The 18,164-nt window shown below is 35.3% G+C and carries 18 protein-coding genes; 10 read left to right on the top strand and 8 right to left on the bottom strand.

What is annotated here, in order from left to right; all coding sequences use genetic code 11:
• Positions 1-1,098 (top strand): CotS family spore coat protein, encoded by a 1,098-nt coding sequence (locus tag ACJ2A9_RS16640; RefSeq protein WP_441422806.1) that lies wholly within the window; start codon positions 1-3, stop codon positions 1,096-1,098.
• Entirely contained in the window at positions 1,098-2,828 is a 1,731-nt protein-coding gene (locus ACJ2A9_RS16645) for a glycosyltransferase family 4 protein (RefSeq protein WP_441422807.1), read from the top strand. The genes ACJ2A9_RS16640 and ACJ2A9_RS16645 overlap by 1 nt, the downstream gene beginning before the upstream one ends.
• Before the next feature lie 52 nt (positions 2,829-2,880).
• Here the strand turns inward: ACJ2A9_RS16645 and ACJ2A9_RS16650 are convergent, their stop codons facing one another.
• From ACJ2A9_RS16650 to ACJ2A9_RS16660, 3 genes are read right to left on the bottom strand one after another with little or no spacing between them, the layout of a single operon-like run.
• On the bottom strand, positions 2,881-4,017 hold the full coding sequence (locus ACJ2A9_RS16650; RefSeq protein WP_441422808.1) for a glycosyltransferase family 4 protein: 1,137 nt from the start codon (positions 4,015-4,017) through the stop codon (positions 2,881-2,883).
• A 13-nt stretch (positions 4,018-4,030) separates the two neighbouring features.
• Positions 4,031-4,972, bottom strand: a complete 942-nt coding sequence (locus ACJ2A9_RS16655) for an NAD-dependent epimerase/dehydratase family protein (protein ID WP_441422809.1) — start codon at positions 4,970-4,972, stop codon at positions 4,031-4,033.
• Complete coding sequence (locus ACJ2A9_RS16660; protein WP_441422810.1) at positions 4,969-6,249, bottom strand: UDP-glucose dehydrogenase family protein; 1,281 nt, start codon at positions 6,247-6,249, stop codon at positions 4,969-4,971. The genes ACJ2A9_RS16655 and ACJ2A9_RS16660 overlap by 4 nt, the downstream gene beginning before the upstream one ends.
• A gap of 223 nt (positions 6,250-6,472) precedes the next feature.
• Here ACJ2A9_RS16660 and ACJ2A9_RS16665 point away from each other — a divergent pair, with 223 nt between their 5' ends.
• Positions 6,473-7,279 carry a UTP--glucose-1-phosphate uridylyltransferase gene (locus ACJ2A9_RS16665; RefSeq protein ID WP_441422811.1) on the top strand — a complete coding sequence of 269 codons (807 nt, stop codon included), beginning with the start codon at positions 6,473-6,475 and terminating at the stop codon, positions 7,277-7,279.
• Between the two features lie 716 nt (positions 7,280-7,995).
• On the opposite strand, the gene ACJ2A9_RS16670 is transcribed toward ACJ2A9_RS16665, so the two are convergent.
• Positions 7,996-10,308 carry an ATP-dependent helicase gene (locus ACJ2A9_RS16670; RefSeq protein WP_441422812.1) on the bottom strand — a complete coding sequence of 771 codons (2,313 nt, stop codon included), beginning with the start codon at positions 10,306-10,308 and terminating at the stop codon, positions 7,996-7,998.
• A 206-nt stretch (positions 10,309-10,514) separates the two neighbouring features.
• On the opposite strand from ACJ2A9_RS16670, the gene ACJ2A9_RS16675 reads away from it, so the two are divergent.
• The 3 genes from ACJ2A9_RS16675 (at position 10,515) to ACJ2A9_RS16685 (ending at position 11,489) form a co-directional block, all read left to right on the top strand.
• Complete coding sequence (locus ACJ2A9_RS16675) at positions 10,515-10,787, top strand: hypothetical protein (protein ID WP_441422813.1); 273 nt, start codon at positions 10,515-10,517, stop codon at positions 10,785-10,787.
• 89 nt (positions 10,788-10,876) lie between these two features.
• Entirely contained in the window at positions 10,877-11,209 is a 333-nt protein-coding gene (gene csaA / locus ACJ2A9_RS16680) for a chaperone CsaA (RefSeq protein WP_441422814.1), read from the top strand.
• Between the two features lie 139 nt (positions 11,210-11,348).
• Complete coding sequence (locus tag ACJ2A9_RS16685; RefSeq protein ID WP_441422815.1) at positions 11,349-11,489, top strand: hypothetical protein; 141 nt, start codon at positions 11,349-11,351, stop codon at positions 11,487-11,489.
• 41 nt (positions 11,490-11,530) lie between these two features.
• Here ACJ2A9_RS16685 and ACJ2A9_RS16690 read toward each other — a convergent pair whose 3' ends face one another.
• From ACJ2A9_RS16690 to ACJ2A9_RS16700, 3 genes are all read right to left on the bottom strand, one after another.
• Positions 11,531-11,953 carry a GNAT family N-acetyltransferase gene (locus tag ACJ2A9_RS16690; protein ID WP_441422816.1) on the bottom strand — a complete coding sequence of 141 codons (423 nt, stop codon included), beginning with the start codon at positions 11,951-11,953 and terminating at the stop codon, positions 11,531-11,533.
• A gap of 5 nt (positions 11,954-11,958) precedes the next feature.
• Positions 11,959-12,474 carry a YjcG family protein gene (locus tag ACJ2A9_RS16695; RefSeq protein WP_441422817.1) on the bottom strand — a complete coding sequence of 172 codons (516 nt, stop codon included), beginning with the start codon at positions 12,472-12,474 and terminating at the stop codon, positions 11,959-11,961.
• A gap of 83 nt (positions 12,475-12,557) precedes the next feature.
• Positions 12,558-13,283, bottom strand: a complete 726-nt coding sequence (locus tag ACJ2A9_RS16700; RefSeq protein ID WP_441422818.1) for an alpha/beta hydrolase — start codon at positions 13,281-13,283, stop codon at positions 12,558-12,560.
• A gap of 206 nt (positions 13,284-13,489) precedes the next feature.
• Between ACJ2A9_RS16700 and ACJ2A9_RS16705 the strand changes: the two genes are divergently transcribed.
• From ACJ2A9_RS16705 to ACJ2A9_RS16715, 3 genes are all read left to right on the top strand, one after another.
• Positions 13,490-14,041, top strand: coding sequence for a phosphatidylglycerophosphatase A family protein (locus ACJ2A9_RS16705; RefSeq protein ID WP_441422819.1), 552 nt, complete (start codon positions 13,490-13,492; stop codon positions 14,039-14,041).
• 86 nt (positions 14,042-14,127) lie between these two features.
• The gene (locus tag ACJ2A9_RS16710; protein WP_441422820.1) at positions 14,128-14,301 is read left to right on the top strand and encodes a hypothetical protein; all 174 of its coding nucleotides are present in this window, start codon (positions 14,128-14,130) and stop codon (positions 14,299-14,301) included.
• Between the two features lie 78 nt (positions 14,302-14,379).
• Complete coding sequence (locus tag ACJ2A9_RS16715; protein ID WP_441422821.1) at positions 14,380-14,676, top strand: atypical membrane-integrating protein (Mistic protein); 297 nt, start codon at positions 14,380-14,382, stop codon at positions 14,674-14,676.
• Between the two features lie 43 nt (positions 14,677-14,719).
• On the opposite strand, the gene ACJ2A9_RS16720 is transcribed toward ACJ2A9_RS16715, so the two are convergent.
• Positions 14,720-14,863 carry a hypothetical protein gene (locus tag ACJ2A9_RS16720; protein WP_441422822.1) on the bottom strand — a complete coding sequence of 48 codons (144 nt, stop codon included), beginning with the start codon at positions 14,861-14,863 and terminating at the stop codon, positions 14,720-14,722.
• Between the two features lie 546 nt (positions 14,864-15,409).
• Between ACJ2A9_RS16720 and ACJ2A9_RS16725 the strand changes: the two genes are divergently transcribed.
• On the top strand, positions 15,410-18,163 hold the full coding sequence (locus ACJ2A9_RS16725; RefSeq protein WP_441422823.1) for an ATP-binding protein: 2,754 nt from the start codon (positions 15,410-15,412) through the stop codon (positions 18,161-18,163).
• Position 18,164 lies beyond the last annotated feature (1 nt).

Below are 18,164 nucleotides of genomic sequence, written 5' to 3' on the forward strand. Positions count from 1 at the left end.
ATGAAAAAAAAGAAAGTGATAACTCCTTGGGACATGGATGAAACTTTGGGTGAACGTTTAGTTCCTGAATATATTGTAGAGATGGCTTATGATGTGATCAAAAATTATGATCTTGAACTAAATAATATGGAAGTTATGGCTACGAAGGAAGATAAAGGTGGCCTTATTTGGAAAATTGATACAGATAAAGGTCCCAAAAGTTTCAAAATACTTCACCGTCGTCCAACGAGAAGTATGTTTAGTTTAGGAGCTCAAGATTATCTCGTAAAAGAAAGGAAAGCGAATGTTCCAGCCATCATCCCTACAAGATCTGGCGAAAATTGGGTTAAGAGCGGCGGGAAGCTGTGGTTTGTTGCTGAATGGATCGAGCCGCTTGAGCCGGTTTCTAAAGATTTAGAAGGTACGACGGAGCTTTGTTATGCTCTTGGTGAGTTTCATCGTCTATCGAAAGGATATGTACCACCAAAAGGGGCTGAAGTTTCAACAAGGCTTTACAGGTGGCCAAAGACATACGAAAAGATCATAAAAAAGATTGGTTGGTTTAAAGATATTGCCAAAGCATATAATGAAATGCCAGCGAGTTCAACAATATTATCCGTTGCAGATATGTTTCAAGAACAAGCAAGATCAGCGTACAGCAACCTGCTAGACTCTGATTACGATCTATTAGTTTCCCGTGGGAATGAGGCATGGGGGTTAGCACACCAGGATTATGGTTGGTCAAATGGACAAAAAGGTCCTGGTGGGATGTGGATTATTGATTTAGATGGTGTTTCTTACGATTTACCAATAAGAGACTTACAAAAAATTATTACACAAACGATGGAATATCTGGGGAGTTGGAATACACATTGGGCTATTGAAATGATTCAAGCATATCATGAAGCAAACCCAATTGAAGATGATTTGTTTGATATTTTATTAATTGACTTATCTCTGCCAAACTTATTCTATCGAAATCTTAAAGATTTAGTCTATGAGCCAACAACATTTATGGATGAGCAATTTGCAGAAATGATACATCAGATTGTTGACCTTAATGAAAATAAGGAGAATGTTCTTGCTGATCTAGAAAAGCAATGGAAAGGAGGAAAATAATGAAGGTACTCATTATTTGTACTGAAAAGCTTCCAGTACCACCAGTAAAAGGCGGGGCCATCCAAACGTATATTGCGGGTGCAGTCCCCTTTTTAAAAAATAAACATGATATAACGATTTTAGGAAGAAATGATCCAACTTTACCGGAAAAGGAAACCATTGATGGGATTGATTATGTACGTGTCCCAGGTGGATTACTAGAAGTGTATCGTGATGGTGTAGTTAACTATGTAAGGCAGCATAATTTTGATCTCATTCATATTTTTAACCGGCCGCGACTCATCAGTCCAGTCAGAGAAGTTGCTCCTAATGCTCGAATTGTGCTAAGTATGCATAATGATATGTTTAAACCTGAAAAAATTGACCATGAAGAAGGAGAAAAAGCAATCGAGCAAGTCGATAAAATCATTACAATTAGTGATTATATTGGGAAGACAATTAAGGAAATGTTTCCTAATGCAGAATCAAAGCTAAAAACAATTTATTCTGGGGTGGATCTAGATCGATTTGTACCTGCATACACGCAAGAGGGGAAAAAGCTCAGGGATGAAATTAGAAAAGGTCATAATCTTGAATCGAAAAAAGTTATTTTATTTACAGGACGCTTATCACCAAATAAAGGGGCAGATATCCTCGTAAAAGCGATGCCTCTCGTTGCAAAAAAATTTCCTGATGTTGCACTTGTCCTAGTTGGGAGTAAATGGTTTAGTGTGAATGATGTAACCGATTATATTGCCTATGTTCGTGCTTTGGCTGAACGATTACCGATTCCAGTGGTAACAACTGGTTTTATCCATCCAACTGAAATTCATAAGTGGTTTGCAGCTGCTGATGTGTTTGTTTGCCCTTCGCAATGGCAAGAGCCATTAGCACGAGTTCATTATGAGGCAATGGCTGCAGGGCTGCCAATTATAACAACAAATCGAGGTGGAAATACAGAGGTCATTGATATAGGGAAAAACGGACTTGTCGTTGAGAATCCAGAAGAACCTGGTGAGTTTGCTGAGCATTTAATAACGTTACTTTCAGATTCCTCATTAAGAAAAGAGATGGGACAATTTGGAAGAAAGAAGGCAGAGGCAAACTTTAATTGGAATCGGGTTGTCAGTGATATAAAATCAGTATGGGATGAAATTGAAGATAAAATTAAGAATAATATTGCGATTGGTACCGTGGCTGAAAGTACTGAGGAAATTGATATTAGTAAGATAATGACTGATACTCCAGTTGAAGAGATTGAATTGGCTGAAACAAGTGAAGAAATCCTAGTTGCTGAGGGAGATGTAATAGAACAACAAGTGGTAAGTACAGACGGTATCGAAGAAAAGCCTGAAAAGAATGTCAAAACTGCTTTAAGTGAAATTTTTAATGTCATGAAAGAGAATATTAATTTAAATGAAGAAATTGTAGGAAAACAATTAACAGCACAAGTAAGAGAGATTGTTGAAATGCTAGAAGAGAAGATGTTAAACAACCTATCGTTACAGAACCATGATTTCAAAACAGTGGCAAACGATCTATTGGCAAAGCTGCAAATGGAAGGAACGGAATATACGGAACTGTTAGGGGAATCAGTACTAGAAGCAGGTAAAGAACTTGGAATAAAATTAGGGAAAAATGAAATGAAAGTTATCCCGAAAAAGAATATGTTTTATTCAGAGAACAATCCACCTGCTGCCCCATGGTTGGCACTGAAAAACAGAAAGATGAAAAATAAAAAAGCGATATAGAAGAGAATGACGCTCCTACTAGGAGCGTCATTCTCTTTAAAAGATTATTTTATTATTTTAATACCGAAAGGTACGTATCTTCTAAACGACCGGCAACATGTTTAAATTGAAAGTTTATTTCGACAAAGGTTCGTCCATTTCCAGCCATCCACTTAGAAAGTTGTGGATTTTCAAAAAGATAATCGATAGCCTTCGTATATTCCTTGGGCTGGTTATAGTTATTGAGCAGATAACCGTTAAATTCATGAAGAATGACTTCAGCATTACCGCCACGATTTGTCGTAATGACTGGGAGTGAAGCAGCCATTGCTTCATAGTGAACCCGTGCTAACGGCTCCTGCCATTGAGAGCTGCAAACAAAAAGGTCACTCATTATAAAAATATTCGGTATTTCACTAGCGGGAATAAACTTGGTGAAGATAATTTTCTCCTTAAATGGTTTAGCAAGGCGATACAACGTTCTAACATAGGAATTGACTGTATTGTCACTAAACCATTTTCCTCCTGCAATGACTAATGCAGCATCCTGGTGGATAAGTAATACATCTTTCATCGCTTGAATGAGGAGGTGTGGACCTTTTGATTTACTAAGTCGCCCTACGAACAAAATAACTTTTTTGTTGTGAAGCTTATATTTTTCTCGATACATATAGCGGATTCGCTTATATTCATCAGAAGCGATTTCTGGATAATCATTTAAATCGATACCTGAGTAGACGACTTTAATTTTTGATTTTGATGTTGGGAAGCGGTAGGTAATTGTTTCTTTTATATAGTTACTAATTGTTACAATGTGATCGACTTGATCAATGACATCGCTACCTAATTCATATGAGATTTTTTCCTCTGAAAACATTTCATTGTGAACTCCTAGAATAAACCGACTATGGGGGGCATGGGCTTTATATTCAGGAATATTGTTTGGTCGATTAAATACATGAATAATATCAAAGTCATGCCTTTTAATATGACTACAAACTTGTGCAACAAAGTCTTCTTTTGGTACACGGATATAAGTCAAGTTTTCTTTACTTTCATAGTCAGGTAATTGTGGATCGGTGATTGAAAATATGGTTAACTCATACTTCTTACTTAAATAAGGGGAAACGCCATCAATCATCATTTGAATGGCGCCTCCTTTAATTGCCGGTGATGGCAAACTCTCTGTACATATGAAAGCGATCTTCAATTGCTACACCTCACTAATAGAGCTGTTTTAGATCGTTAACTTCTTTTTGTAAACCTTCTCTTAAACTGATTAAAGGATTATAATTCAGCAGTTTCTGAGCCTTCGAAATGTCTGCCCATGTATGCTTTGGTTCTCCCCTGGTTCCTCCTGTAAAATCAAGTATTGCTTTTTTCTCAAAGATTTCCTCAAGGGAGGTGACAATCGACAAAACAGAAGATCGTTCCTTTCCGCCAATATTAATTGATTCTCCAATGACATCTTTCGCATAAAGTACTCTAGCTGTAGCTTCAACACAGTCGCTAATATAAGTAAAGTCTCTAGTTTGTTTGCCATCTCCAAATATAGGTATTGGTTGTTCTTCAATCATTGCCCGAATGAAACGATGAAAGGCCATATCTTGTCGTTGGCGAGGTCCATAGACTGTAAAAAAGCGCACAATGACGATAGGGAGGTTGTCATTGGTATGGTAAACGTGGCATAGGTGTTCTCCAGTTAATTTTGTTACTCCGTATGGTGAAAGTGGTTCAGGAGTAGAATCTTCAGAAACCTTACCAGTTTTGTCTCCGTATACGGACGAGGTTGAGGCATAGATAAACTTTTGAATTCGATGATTTCGACAGGCTTCTAATAATTGTTGAGTAGCCAAAATATTGTGTCTCACGTATTGACTGAAATCTTTGCCCCAACTAGTTCTCACACCTGGCATACCAGCTAAATGATAAATAACATCTATATTTTCAAGCTGTTGATCCCAATCAATGTCAAAAAGATTTCTTTCAATCAGTTGAAATCGAGGATGAAGTAATAAGTTTTGAACATTTCGTTTTTTTAATTTTGCCAAGCTAGTATTAATCATGCCATCAACACCAATAACATGGATCTCTTCATCAAGTAATAGTCGTTCACACAAATGAGACCCAATAAAACCTGCAGCACCAGTTACAAGAATATTCATGATCGTCCTACCCCCAGATAATAAAATCCAAGCGGCTTTACTGTTCTACGATCTATACAATTTCGACCATCAATGATTACATTACCGTTCATAATCTTTTTTACTTTTGACCAATCGGCATGTTTAAACTCATCCCACTCAGTTGCTATGATCACTGCATCGGCACCTTTTACAGCTGTATATTTATCGTCAGGCGTGATTACGTCTTCAATATCAATTGCTGCCATAGGATCATATGCCCGAATAATCGCACCTTCCTTTTGCAATTGTTTAATGATTTTAAGAGAAGGTGATTCCCGGACATCATCTGTGTTAGGTTTAAAGGTAATTCCCCATACAGCCACGTGCTTATTTTTCAGATCGCCAATATAGGATCTCGTTTTTTGCAGGACAATGTCAATTTGCTCATCATTTATTTTCTGTACTGATGTAAGGAGAGAGGTTGGGACCTCTTTCTTTTTTGCGGCATAATGTAGTCCTCTCAAATCTTTCGGTAAACAAGAGCCTCCATATCCAATACCAGCTTTCAAAAAGTAAGGGCCAATTCGTGGATCCGTTCCGATCCCCAGAGCAACGTCTTCAACTTCAACATCATATGCATCACAAATACGAGCAATTTCATTAATAAACGATATTTTTGTGGCCAAAAAGGCGTTAGAAGCATACTTTATCATTTCTGCTCCTGTAAGACTAGTAATAATATAAGGGGCTTGAATATTTTTATAGAGAGTTTGTAATGTTTGAACCGGTTTTGGTTGTTTAATACCGAGTACGATTTTGTCGGGATGTAATGTATCATAAATGGCTGTACCCTCTTTAAGAAATTCTGGATTTGATACAACGTCAAAAAGTAAAGGATCAACATTTTGTTTTAGTAAAAACTGATGAATATCTTCACTTGTTCCCGGGGGAACAGTGCTTTTTACGATGATCGTTTTATATTCATTGATTGACTCTGCTATGGTTTCAGTTACTTGATGAATGTAACTAAGATTAGGGCTGCCATCATGGTTAGAAGGTGTTCCGACAGCTATAAAGATGATTTCGTTATCAATGATTGCTTTTTTGATATTCGTACTAAATGATAGACAACCATTATTTAAAGTCTTGTCAACGATTTCCTCCAGTCCAGGTTCATAAATCGGGATCATACCTTGATTCAATGAATCTATTTTTTCTTTATTAATATCAACACAGCAGACTTTGTGACCGAAATTTGCTAATATTGCACCGGTTGTTAATCCAACATAGCCTGCTCCAATAATGCAAACAGTCATTATTCTTTACCCCTTTCTTGGTGGAATCCTCTGACAATTAGGGCTCTTATATCATATTAGTGGTAAAAAAGGATCGTGATTAGATTCATCAAAAACATAAAATTTGGGCTAATCCCTAAAAATCGTATGCCATTTTGCGCCCTTTTCTAGGGATATATTGAACGTATCATTTTTATAGGAATAAAATAGAGTAAATTGGATTGTAAGGGGGGAACATAAAAAGGTGAGTAAAATAAAAAAAGCAGTAATACCGGCAGCGGGCTATGGTACAAGGAGCTTACCAATTACTAAAGTTATACCAAAAGAAATGTTTCCAATTTGCGGAAGACCGGCCATTCATTATATTGTTGAGGAAGCTGCATTGGCCGGAATAAAAGAAATACTGATTGTTGTTTCAAGAAACAAGAATATGATACTTGATTATTTTGATGCGTCATTGGAGCTTGAATATTTCCTAGAGCAAATGAATAAAAAACATTTGTTAGAAAAGATTAATATCCCAAATGTTAATATTCAATATGTAAGACAGCCATATGCAAAAGGGTTAGGTGATGCTGTACGATTGAGTAAGTCATTTGTGGGAAATGAGCCTTTTGCTATTTTGTTACCTGATGATATATTTTTATCGAAAAAAGAAACTGCACTTGAGCAATTAATGAAAGTTTATGATGAATTTAGTACGAGTACAATTGCGGTTCAAAAAGTAAAAAGGGAATTTCTAAAAAATTATGGAGTAATTAAGGAGGAAAGAGTATCTGAGGGGGTTTATAATGTTGTCGATATAGTTGAAAAACCTCTTTCAAATCCTCCATCTGATTTAGCTGTATGTGGCCGGTATATTTTGGAACCGGAGATTTTTTCATTACTTGAAATGGTTGCACCAGATCCTAGCGGAGAATTACAATTGACAGATGCCCTAAAGCAGCTTGTCCTCACAAAAAGTTGTATAGCGAAACAACTAAATGCGGAACGATTTGATATAGGATCAGAAAAAGATTATATTAATCTTATTCAACGGTTGAACCAATAAAAATGAAAAAAGAGCAGTATCGCAAACTGCTCTTTTTTCTGTTGAATCCGCTAATCCAATCACTCTGGTTCTAAATAAGTGTACCGACTAATTTTCCCTAGTAAATAGCTGGTAAGAAGAACAAAGGTTAGAGAAGAAGATTCAGTTTTCTTTCAAACAAATGAAGTTATATTCTATGACAAAGCATTTCTAAACATTAGGAAACTTAAAATAATATTAACACAGTTTATAGTGTTAAACAATTTGTTTTGACATTTTTTTAGATTTTTCACCAACTTTACAAATTTATTCCGTACCAAATGATGGCCGACGACATTTGCATATGGTTTTTTGTAGGAAAATGTAGATTGATTCCCAAAGGAAGTGAGCAGGTATCTCCAATTAGAAGGAGAATATATCATATGAAAATGGATGGTGTTGTCATTTGTATTCGGTAGATTATAAATTGGAAGGTGATAGGATTGTTTCGGAAGTTTTGTACATATTGCAATACAGGCTCCTTTTGTGCAAGTGATCAAAAGCATTGGTTATGTCCAAACTGTAACAAAGATATTTCCCATTTAAAGACAACACCTCCCAAAACACAACGAGTGAAGGAGAAAGTAACAAGGGATAAACCTCCAGCTCATGCAGCTAATGTTATAACATAATCTGATAAAAAAACGGTAAGTCTCTTTGGAGCTTACCGTTTTTATACTATTATTTGAACATTTGATTTAATGACTTTGTTTTCCCATTTCTCGAATAAAACGTGACCGGTACGCTTTTTTGCCACGTCTATTTTGCGGGATAGAAATATAGATGCTTTCCTTGGCACGTGTAATGGCAACGTAAGTTAACCGTCTTTCTTCTTCAAGGGGAAGGTTCTCACCGTCGCGCCATGCTTCTAAGGCGTAATCATGCGGGAGACTTCCATCAACTGCACTCAGAAGATAAACATGTTTAAATTCTAGACCTTTTGACCGATGAACGGTCATTAACTGAATTCCACTTTGATGCTGTGTATTCGTTTGTTTTCTTTCATTACTTTTGGCAATGATATGATCAATATGCTCGAGAAAGGCCATTATCGTAGGGTAAGACTTAGCAGCGACCTTTAAATCACGGACATCATCAGAACCTCTATCCATGATATTACCTTCATTGCCTTGTTTCTTTAAATAATCTTGAAGCCCCATTTTCTTTTCGATAAGATCAATTGCTGCGACTGTTGAAAGTTTTGTTAGTTGTTTAAACTGAGGAACAATTTCTTTTAACTTACGTAGTTGGAAAGGCTTTATTGTTGTTAGTTTTGTTAAAGCTTCAACCATCGTACAATCAGCAGTAATACTAATCGCTTTTAAATCTTGGAGTACGGATTGCTTTAAAAATAAAGCACTAAGCAGGTCACTCATTGCTTTTGTATCTTCAGGATTAAGTCCAAGTCGGAGAAAAGCGAGTACCTTTTTTACGGTTTTACGATGATAAAAAGAGTCACCGTCTTGTTCGATAACAAATGGTAGGTTTGAATGAACAAGTCGCTCAAATATGGCTCTTGAAGCAACATTTGTCCGATAGAGAATTGCAAAATCTTCAGGTTTTGAACCTTGTTCAATTCTCTCTTTAATATCAGTGACAATCATTGTTGCTTCTTCTTCTTCATCATATGGATAAAAAAGGAGCGGTACTTGTGATTCATTATGAATGGCTGAAATATGTTTCGTCATCCGGGCCGTATTGTTGACAATGACATTGCCAGCTGCTGAGACAATGCTGTGACCAGAACGATAATTTCGATTTAATACAACAGTTTTTGCTTCGGTATAATCTTTTTTGAAATTTAAAATATATGTGGGATCACTTCCCCTAAATCCGTAAATAGACTGATCATCATCCCCGACAGCACACAGGTTTCGGGTTTCTGCTGCAAGCATTTTAATAATTTCATATTGTATCTTATTAATATCTTGAAATTCATCAACTAGCATATACGAAAATCTTTGCTGGTATTTGGCTAATAATTTCGGATCATTGAATAGTAGCTCATAACAGCCAAGTAACATATCATCGAAATCAAAAGATCCTATTGATTCTTTACGTTCCTCATAATGAGTGTATAAATAGAGCACTCTTTCTTCCCAAAGATCTTTTGCTTTCACTTGTTTAGGACTAAGCATATTATTTTTCCACAATCCAATTTGTGATAATGCCTGATCATAAGCAAATTCTTTTTCATCAAGCTCTATTTCTCGCCCAGCTTCCTTTAAAAGTTGATCTCGTTGCCAGTCCCATTTTAATAGTTTGTTAGGCTGCCACTTTTCCGGTTGATGGTGAAGCAGCATCTTGTAGAAAATGCTATGAAAGGTTCCAGTCACTAATTGTTGAAGCTGCTTCTTTGACAACCCTGGGTACAGTAACATTCTTTCTTTCATTTCCCTAGCAGCTTTCGTAGTGAAAGTGACAAGTAGTAGTCGATTAGCCGGGATTTTCTTTTCCGTCATCATATAAGCGGTACGAGCAGTTAGTACTCTCGTTTTTCCACTCCCAGCACCAGCTAGAATGAGTAGAGGACCTTCTGTTGTTCTTACAGATTCCCATTGGGCCTCGTCTAGACTATAGTTAACAGATTGTAGTTTTTCATAAAAGGGGTCATCATCTGGTTGATAGTAGTCTATTACTGGTTCGAATGTAGGAATACCTGTAATCGGCTGAGGTTCAATCCATTGTTTTGTTTTTTCGATAGTGGCTATTGTCTCTGATTGAATCGCTCGCCTTTCTGGTAACGTAAAGCCACTAACCGCTTTGTTGGTCGTTTTTGGGCTTGTTTTTTGCTCATGTTCCCATTTATCGGTCACAGAGTAACAATCAACCTGTGATGGAGGATGCTGAAAATCTGGGGCACCAAAAATTCCTATTCTCAACCTTAATGGCTGATCACAATTTATACATTTAACCTGTCCTCGAATACTAGCATGGTACAACTCTTGAAATGAAGAGCGTTCATAGTTTTTTAAATTTATAATCTGTTCACTGTATCGGGCAATGTGCATAGTGTTCCTCCAAGAGTATGAAATACAGGTATAAAATACAATTTACCGTCGTAATTTTGATTACAAAAACGAATAAATATAAAAAAGCAAACGGATAAAAACGCTAACTTATATCCTAACAAATTTTCTTAAAGCATGTAACCTTTTTTGTCATATTCTATTGGAAAAACGATTATAGATAAATAAGGCGCTAATAGATAGAAAGTGTGGTGATCATTGTGGGCTATGTTCCACCTGTAAGAGATGCGCAAGCCATACATTATGGGAATCGGATTATTTATCAAGGAACAGGAATGAAACCAGTATCACCAATAGCGAAAGGAGAATTTTATAAAGTATTAAGAAAAAGACAGTATGAGGGACGCTATTTCGAAAGGAATCTTAGGCAATACAATAATCGAAATGAAAAACATGAACACCTTGAAAATCAAATCCGGAAACTAACAGGAAAAGGAAATCTTTTTGATGAAAGTATATAATAAAAATAGGTACAGAAAAGGAATCTAGATGATTAGATTCCTTTTCTGTGTTGTGCTACTATGTATTTTTGAAGGGAGATAATAAGAAGATGGCTACGATTGAAGATTTTTTGAAACTTGATATAAGGGTAGGGACTGTAATCGAGGCAGAGCCGTTTCCAGAAGCGCGTGTACCTGCTATTAAAATGACGATCGATTTTGGTGAGGAAGTCGGATTGAAACGTTCGAGTGCACAAATAACGAATAGATACACTGCAGAGGAAATTGTTGGGCGACAAGTTATAGCAGTAATAAATTTTCCCCCGCGAAAAATTGCAGGCTTTAAATCAGAAGTATTAGTAATAGGAGGAGTCCCTGAAAAAGGGGATGTTGTCCTTTTAAACATAGATAAACCGGTCCCAAATGGCACACCAATCTCGTAAATAGAAAAAGTTTACCTGAACTCTAGGGAAGATGTGAAAAAAATATGAAACTACAGCCTTTTTTTCTTTTTCTAGACATATTTTGCAAAATGTCGACGTATAAATCAACTAAGAGCATGAAGAAAAGGGGTGCTGTAAAATGGAAATTGGTGCAAAGGTAATATACAACAATCAAGAGTATATTATTTTATATATTTATGAAAGTGGCAATTGTGAAATAATGAAAGATCAATATACGGTAGAGTTAGTTGATCTTTCAGAAATACAACTATTGCAATAATCACGAAAAAAAGCTAACCAAAAATGGTTAGCTTTTTTTCATCATAGTTCTTTTTTCATCGAAACGTGTGGGATTCCAGCATCAAGGAATGTATCGGAATATGTTTTGTAACCAAGCTTTTTGTAGAAGCCTTCTGCCTGGATTTGTGCATTTAATTTTAATTGAGTAATCTCTTTTTCTTTGGCATAGCTCTCAATATCATTCATTAAATGTAATCCGACGTTTTGTTTTCGATTTGCTTTTGCAATGCAAATCCGCTCGACTTTTCCATAACCATCAACGACTCTGAAACGACCTGCTCCTATAGGTTTTTGATGATCATAAACAACAAAGTGTGTCGCTTCTCCTTCAAGATGGTCAATTTCTTCTTCTGGAGGGACTTTTTGTTCATTTACAAATACTTCTTTTCGAATGGAATATGCATCATTTAGCTGTTTCTCTGTTTTGACGATAATCACTTCCAAATTTATTAACAATCCTTTCCTAAATGAAATGTCTCATAGACGGTCCATGAATCATTATCTAACTGATATAATAATTGGATTCGATCAATGATCTCTTCATGATTAATATCTTCCATTTTTAACCGTCCTACTACATCAAATAATTCTCCATCTGATAATTCCTGGCCAATCGTAATGTGAGGAACAAACTTATACTTTTGTTCCTGATTAAGATTATTACTATTTAATCGATTTTGTAGTGTGTTCAAGGCTTCATTTTCTTCGATACCAAGATATATCGTATTATTTAGTGGGTGAAAAGTACGAACTTTATTCACTTTTATGAAAAATGGTTTAGTTTGTTTTGCAATTTCATGTACTTCATTAATAATGGACGTTAAATTTTCGTCAGATGTTTTAAACGGTTCCTTTAAAGTTATATGTGGTGGAATTAGGGTGTAGTGGGAATCATACCTCATCCGATATGAGTTAGCTATGTCCTGAAGCTTTTTTGATGGAAAAATAGCGATTCCGCATTTCATTCTTTTTTTCCTCCCTTTACTAACTTGCATATAATTACAGTAATTGTATTTTTGCATAAATTTTCTAAAAAATAAAGTGAAAATTATATCTTAAACATATGCTGAAATGCTCGTTTTAAATCAGGTTGCCAATACGTCCATGTATGATTACCGTCAAATTCATCATAAAAATAATTGACTCCTTTCGTCCTCATTTGTTTCATTAATTCTCGATTTGGTGTAAGAAAGTCCTTTGTTTGGTTAGCTGTTGTTTTTACAGCGGTTTCCTGGTTTCCAATGACATGGTAAATATTTAATAATTCAGGATGACGGAATTGCTGTGTTAAATCAATCAGCGTATCATTAACGTACGGTGACTGCATAATCACTTGACCAAAAGTGTGAGGAAACGTAAACGCTGCCAATAATGATCCAGTACCAGCAAGTGAGTCACCTATTAATGTTCTGCCAGAAGCAAGTTGATGAGTAGGGTACTTAGCTTCAATGTAAGGTACTAATTCACCTGCGAGGAACCGGATATAGTCAGTACTCTTTTTTCCATTTGGATGGTATAGCTCTCTTCGTTCTGCAACATTATTATACGGAACTCCGACAATAATTAACTCTTCTATCTCACGTTTTTCAATTAATTCATCAGCGATCCGGGCGATTCTTCCTAATTGAAAATAGTCCTTGCCATCTTGGACGATAACCAAATGGTATGTATAAAGGGGCGAAAAGTTATTAGGTAAATAAACGATAAGTGCGCGTTCCTCTTGCAAATATTCACTAAATAGCTGATCATCGATAATTGTTCCGTTTGTAGTCATATAATAAACCCCCTTTCAATCTAAACGTTATTTTACCATACTTTTACTGCAAACAAAGACAAATCCTGATTTATATAAGAATATAAAGAATAGATTGTCAATTTACGGTGGAGATGTTATCTTTATCGTTAACATTAGACTTATTGTTTTATGCACTGCAATAAAATAGAAAACACCTTAGTTTTACAGGAGGAGAGAAAAGAAGGATGAATACACCAGTACATTGTCATGAAGTAGAGAAAGCAGCCAGGGGTTTATTAAAAGAAAGAGGAGTAGAGTTAACTGATATTGCCGAAATTGTCTATCAAATGCAAGTGAAGTTTACTCCGGATTTGAAAATGATTGACTGTTTAGAGAGTGTGGATGCTGTCTTATGCAAACGTGAAATTCAACATGCAATATTAGTTGGGGTAGAATTAGATAAACTTGCAGAAAAGAAAATGTTATCAGAACCACTTCAATCGATTGTAGAGCAGGATGAAGGACTTTTTGGTGTCGATGAAACGATAGCTATTGGCTCAGTATTTGGATATGGAAGTATAGCTGTTACCACATTTGGCTATTTAGATAAGGAAAAGGTCGGAATTATCAAAACTCTAGATACAAAAGGAAAGAATATTCATACATTCCTTGATGATTTGGTTTGTAGTATTGCTGCAAATGCCTCTAGTCGTCTTGCCCACCGATTACGGGATCGAGAAGAAAAGTTGCGTGAAGAGGAAATGGAAAAAAGAGATAAAGAAGATAAAATTGGATAGAAATATAGTATAAAATAACTGAGCATCGTCGTATAATTTCATTAGAAGAGAGAAAAGCGTTTTTCATTGAAGGAGGTAATTAGAAAGTGAGGCCTAGATGGGTTTATTGGAAGCAAATTTTTCATAGTAAATTTCAGGCAAACTGTATTAAAGCCAAGATTGAAGATAACTGGATCAATGGCTACGAATTGCCTCCACTAGTGGAAATTCGTAAGTTGAAAGAAGACAAATATATTGTCCGCTATACATATGATGAATAACCGTCAGGCTGTCATTTTAGCCTTTTCGGTTATTTTTTTTTTGATGAGAAAAACTAAAAATGGAGGAAGGTGATCGTTTTGAAAATTAATGAAATAGAAAAAAACACATTAAGTGATGCAATTGATAAAATTACGGAAGGACTTGACGAAGTTATTGAACTTTATAATGAATCAACTGAAGATAAACCGTTAATTGCCTTTTCTGAAAACGTAAATGAAGGGATTACAAAAGCTATTCACAAATATGGTGAAGAATTTGTCAATCGTAAAATTAATACACTTGTAGGCGAATTACTAGAATGGCTTCCATTAGATGATGTGGACATTCAAGAGGTAGAGGATAACAGCGACATTGAGCAAGATGAAGATATATAATGAGGACAGCCAAGGAGGGGAATCTCCTTGGCTTAATTTCATTTTATTTGTTCTTAATATTGACGGTTTTATTTCCACTCGTATATTCGTACGTAGCTTCTATTCCAGATGATCTAGCGTCCCCACTGTACACTTTGTATTGATCTAATTTATTATATACTTCACTACCCTTTTCCTTCTTTACCATGTTAATCCTCCTATCGGTAAGACGTTTTACATGGTTATTATTTTCGTCTGGAGTATGTTTATCCATGTAACAATTAACATGAGTTCTACTTTATGTGAACAAAAAAATACAGTGTAAATACCAAAAGATATTGTACACTGCTCAATAGAGATGAAACTTTATTAATAATATTAATATTATCACCTTACTGGGGAATTGACAATATGGAGATGAATAAATTATTTATGGTTTTATAGGGAACTCCATTTTCATTCATTATTGGGGGATGCAAAAGTTTTGCCGCTCTAAAATTGTCGAAAAATTATTTGATTTTTTTTACTTTTTAGGAATAATTACTAGGTGCTATTTTGTAGCGATAAACTTAACCAGAAACATATTCTGAGTTTTCTTTATGTCGTTTTTATTATAGTTTAAAAGTGAATCACAGAAAATAATGATTTGAATCTGGAGGTTTTCATAGATTTGCTAAAAAAAATGTAATATAATTTGCATAAGTGAAAATTATGCAGAAAATTTAAATTTTTTCTCGTAAGGAAGGTAAATAAAATGAAGTTTAAAACAAAACTGTACTTAGGATTCGGAGCAATTTTATTATTAATTATTATTTTGTTTGGCAGTGTACTCTATATTGTTAATGAGCAAAAAACTTATACTGACGAAATAGTAAAAGAACATTACGAGAAACTAAAACATGCGAACATTTTTCAACATGAAACGAATAATACTGCCCGTTATGCGAGAGATATCCTATTAATAAACCCTAACGATCCGAGGGTTCAAAAATATAGTGAGTATATCAATCAGTCGCGAATCAAGGTTACAGAAATTATGGATAATATACAAGATTTATATCGTTATTCCGAGGACAGTGAGCTTATAGCACGGCTTGATGTTTTAAATACTTCTTATGAACGTGCTGTTTTTCAAGTAATTGAATTAGCAAAAGAAGGCAGAAGGGATGAAGGAGCAACTCTTCTTATCGATGAATATTTAGATGTTAGAGAACAATTAGTTGAAACCTTTGAGTATTTAACTGAAAAAGAAGAGATTGGAATGAATCAGGCACTAGAACGTTCTATCGAGATTTACGATTTTGCTATAAAACTATTAATCACATTAACTGCAATTGCTATTTTAATAGGTTTAGGCATTATTATTTGGGTAGTCCGTAGTATATCCAGCAGGATTGAAAATGTTCGATCGGTGATTTCAAGTGTTACCGAAGATACTAGCGATAAATTACCGCGTGTTAAAACGATAACCAAAGATGAAATTGGTGACATAGCAGTGGCCTATAATAATATGGCACAGACATTAGAAGATCGAACAATACAGGAAAATATCTTAAAACATCAGATGCAAGAAGAAAATTGGATTAAGTCCAAGCTTGCTGAAATTACAACAACATATCAAGGGATTCAAACATTAGATGAATTTTCAAATATTTTTATTTCCTATATTACACCTATCGTTGGTGGAAGTTATGGAGCTTTTTATATTAAAGCTGAAAGAGACGATCGTTTAACAAAACTAGCCGCTTATGCTGATAGCAATGAGGATGTTGGAGAAGGCTCTTTCCGTTTTGGACAAGGACTTGTAGGACAATGTGCTGAAGAAAATAAAGTGTTACACTTAACATCTCTACCTGAGGGATATTTGAAGGTTACTTCAGCTTTAGGCAGTGCAACTCCACCACATTTATTAGTTCTTCCAATTGATTTTGAAGACGAAGTGATTGCAGTTTGCGAAATTGCATCGTTCCAGCCTTTCGACAACCGAAAGCAGGAATTTTTACAACATGTAATGAATACGGTTGGCATTAGTCTTGATAGCATTATTCGACAAATGAAAATTGAACAGCTTCTGCAAGAATCGCAAGCACTGACAGAAGAATTGCAGTCACAATCTGAAGAATTACAACAGCAGCAAGAAGAATTAACAATGATTAATGAACAATTAGAAGAACAATATAAAAATTCAGAAGAGAAAACGAGAGAACTCGGCAAGATAAAAGAGGATCTCGAAGATAAAAATAGGCAAGTTGAATTAACATCAAAATATAAATCTGAATTTCTGGCAAATATGTCGCATGAATTACGTACACCTTTAAACAGTATGTTAATTCTTTCGCAAATGCTTGCTGAGAACCATGAAGGTAACTTAACATCAAAACAAATTGATTACGCAAATACAGTCTATTCTTCTGGTAAGGATTTATTAGCCTTAATTAATGATATTTTAGATTTATCAAAAATTGAGTCAGGGAAATTTGAGGTTTATCCTGAAAAAGTGTTATTAAGTGATGTTTCCTCATTTATGGAGCGCCAATTTTATCCCGTAGCTCGTACACAGGGAATTGATTTCTCAATTGATATTTCTCCTGATACTCCTGAGCAAATCTTTACTGATGACCAAAGATTAAAGCAAATTATAAAAAATTTACTTTCAAATGCATTTAAATTTACAGAAAAAGGGTCGGTAAATGTGAAGGTCCAGCCTAAATATGAAGAGGGGGATAACAAAAAAACAACTCAGTTGTTAACTATTTCAATTAGTGACACTGGGATTGGAATACCGAAAGAGAAGTACGAATCAATTTTTGAAGCGTTCCAACAAGCGGATGGAACAACAAGTCGAAAATACGGCGGCTCTGGACTTGGATTGTCTATTAGTCGGGAATTAGCGCAAATGTTAGGCGGATATATTAAAGTAAGAAGTGTTGAGGGAGAAGGAAGTACATTTACCTTATACTTGCCGGATTATATTATCAAAGAATCGGAAGATCAAAATCAGGCGTATATAGCAGAAGTAGCTGCGGCTGTTGAGGAGGAAGCGATTGCCTTTGAAGAGGAAGTTGATAAGCAGGTACAAGACTCAACAATTGTAGAATTTGAAGATCGTAAAAAACAAAAAGCAAAAGAATTATTAGAAGGAAAAAAGGTACTCATTGTTGATGATGATATGCGTAATGTCTTTTCGTTAACAACAGCACTTGAAATGAGAAAGATGGATGTTATTTTTGCTGAAAATGGGAAGGAAGCGCTTGAGGTATTACAGAATAATCCTGATATTAATATCGTGTTAATGGATATTATGATGCCGATAATGAATGGATATGAAACGATGAGGGCAATTCGAGAAATTCCTGAATTCGAAATGTTGCCAATCATTGCCCTGACTGCAAAAGCAATGAAAAATGACCGGGAAAAATGTCTTGATGCTGGTGCTAGTGATTATATAAGTAAGCCAGTTAACTTGGATCAACTCTTTTCTTTAATTCGTGTCTGGTTATATCGATAGG

The organism is Anaerobacillus sp. MEB173 (assembly GCF_052119505.1).
GTDB lineage: Bacteria > Bacillota > Bacilli > Bacillales > JBJMAU01 > JBJMAU01.

Bases quoted from the DNA above. Each gene is read 5' to 3' on its own strand.
- ACJ2A9_RS16720 (WP_441422822.1), bottom strand. From the start codon at position 14,863: ATGGTAAAGAAGGAAAAGGGTAGTGAAGTATATAATAAATTAGATCAA.
- ACJ2A9_RS16705 (WP_441422819.1), top strand. From the start codon at position 13,490: ATGAATACACCAGTACATTGTCATGAAGTAGAGAAAGCAGCCAGGGGT.
- ACJ2A9_RS16700 (WP_441422818.1), bottom strand. From the start codon at position 13,283: ATGACTACAAACGGAACAATTATCGATGATCAGCTATTTAGTGAATAT.
- ACJ2A9_RS16725 (WP_441422823.1), top strand. From the start codon at position 15,410: ATGAAGTTTAAAACAAAACTGTACTTAGGATTCGGAGCAATTTTATTA.
- ACJ2A9_RS16685 (WP_441422815.1), top strand. From the start codon at position 11,349: ATGGAAATTGGTGCAAAGGTAATATACAACAATCAAGAGTATATTATT.
- ACJ2A9_RS16660 (WP_441422810.1), bottom strand. From the start codon at position 6,249: ATGACTGTTTGCATTATTGGAGCAGGCTATGTTGGATTAACAACCGGT.
- csaA (WP_441422814.1), top strand. From the start codon at position 10,877: ATGGCTACGATTGAAGATTTTTTGAAACTTGATATAAGGGTAGGGACT.
- ACJ2A9_RS16645 (WP_441422807.1), top strand. From the start codon at position 1,098: ATGAAGGTACTCATTATTTGTACTGAAAAGCTTCCAGTACCACCAGTA.
- ACJ2A9_RS16695 (WP_441422817.1), bottom strand. From the start codon at position 12,474: ATGAAATGCGGAATCGCTATTTTTCCATCAAAAAAGCTTCAGGACATA.
- ACJ2A9_RS16670 (WP_441422812.1), bottom strand. From the start codon at position 10,308: ATGCACATTGCCCGATACAGTGAACAGATTATAAATTTAAAAAACTAT.
- ACJ2A9_RS16640 (WP_441422806.1), top strand. From the start codon at position 1: ATGAAAAAAAAGAAAGTGATAACTCCTTGGGACATGGATGAAACTTTG.
- ACJ2A9_RS16655 (WP_441422809.1), bottom strand. From the start codon at position 4,972: ATGAATATTCTTGTAACTGGTGCTGCAGGTTTTATTGGGTCTCATTTG.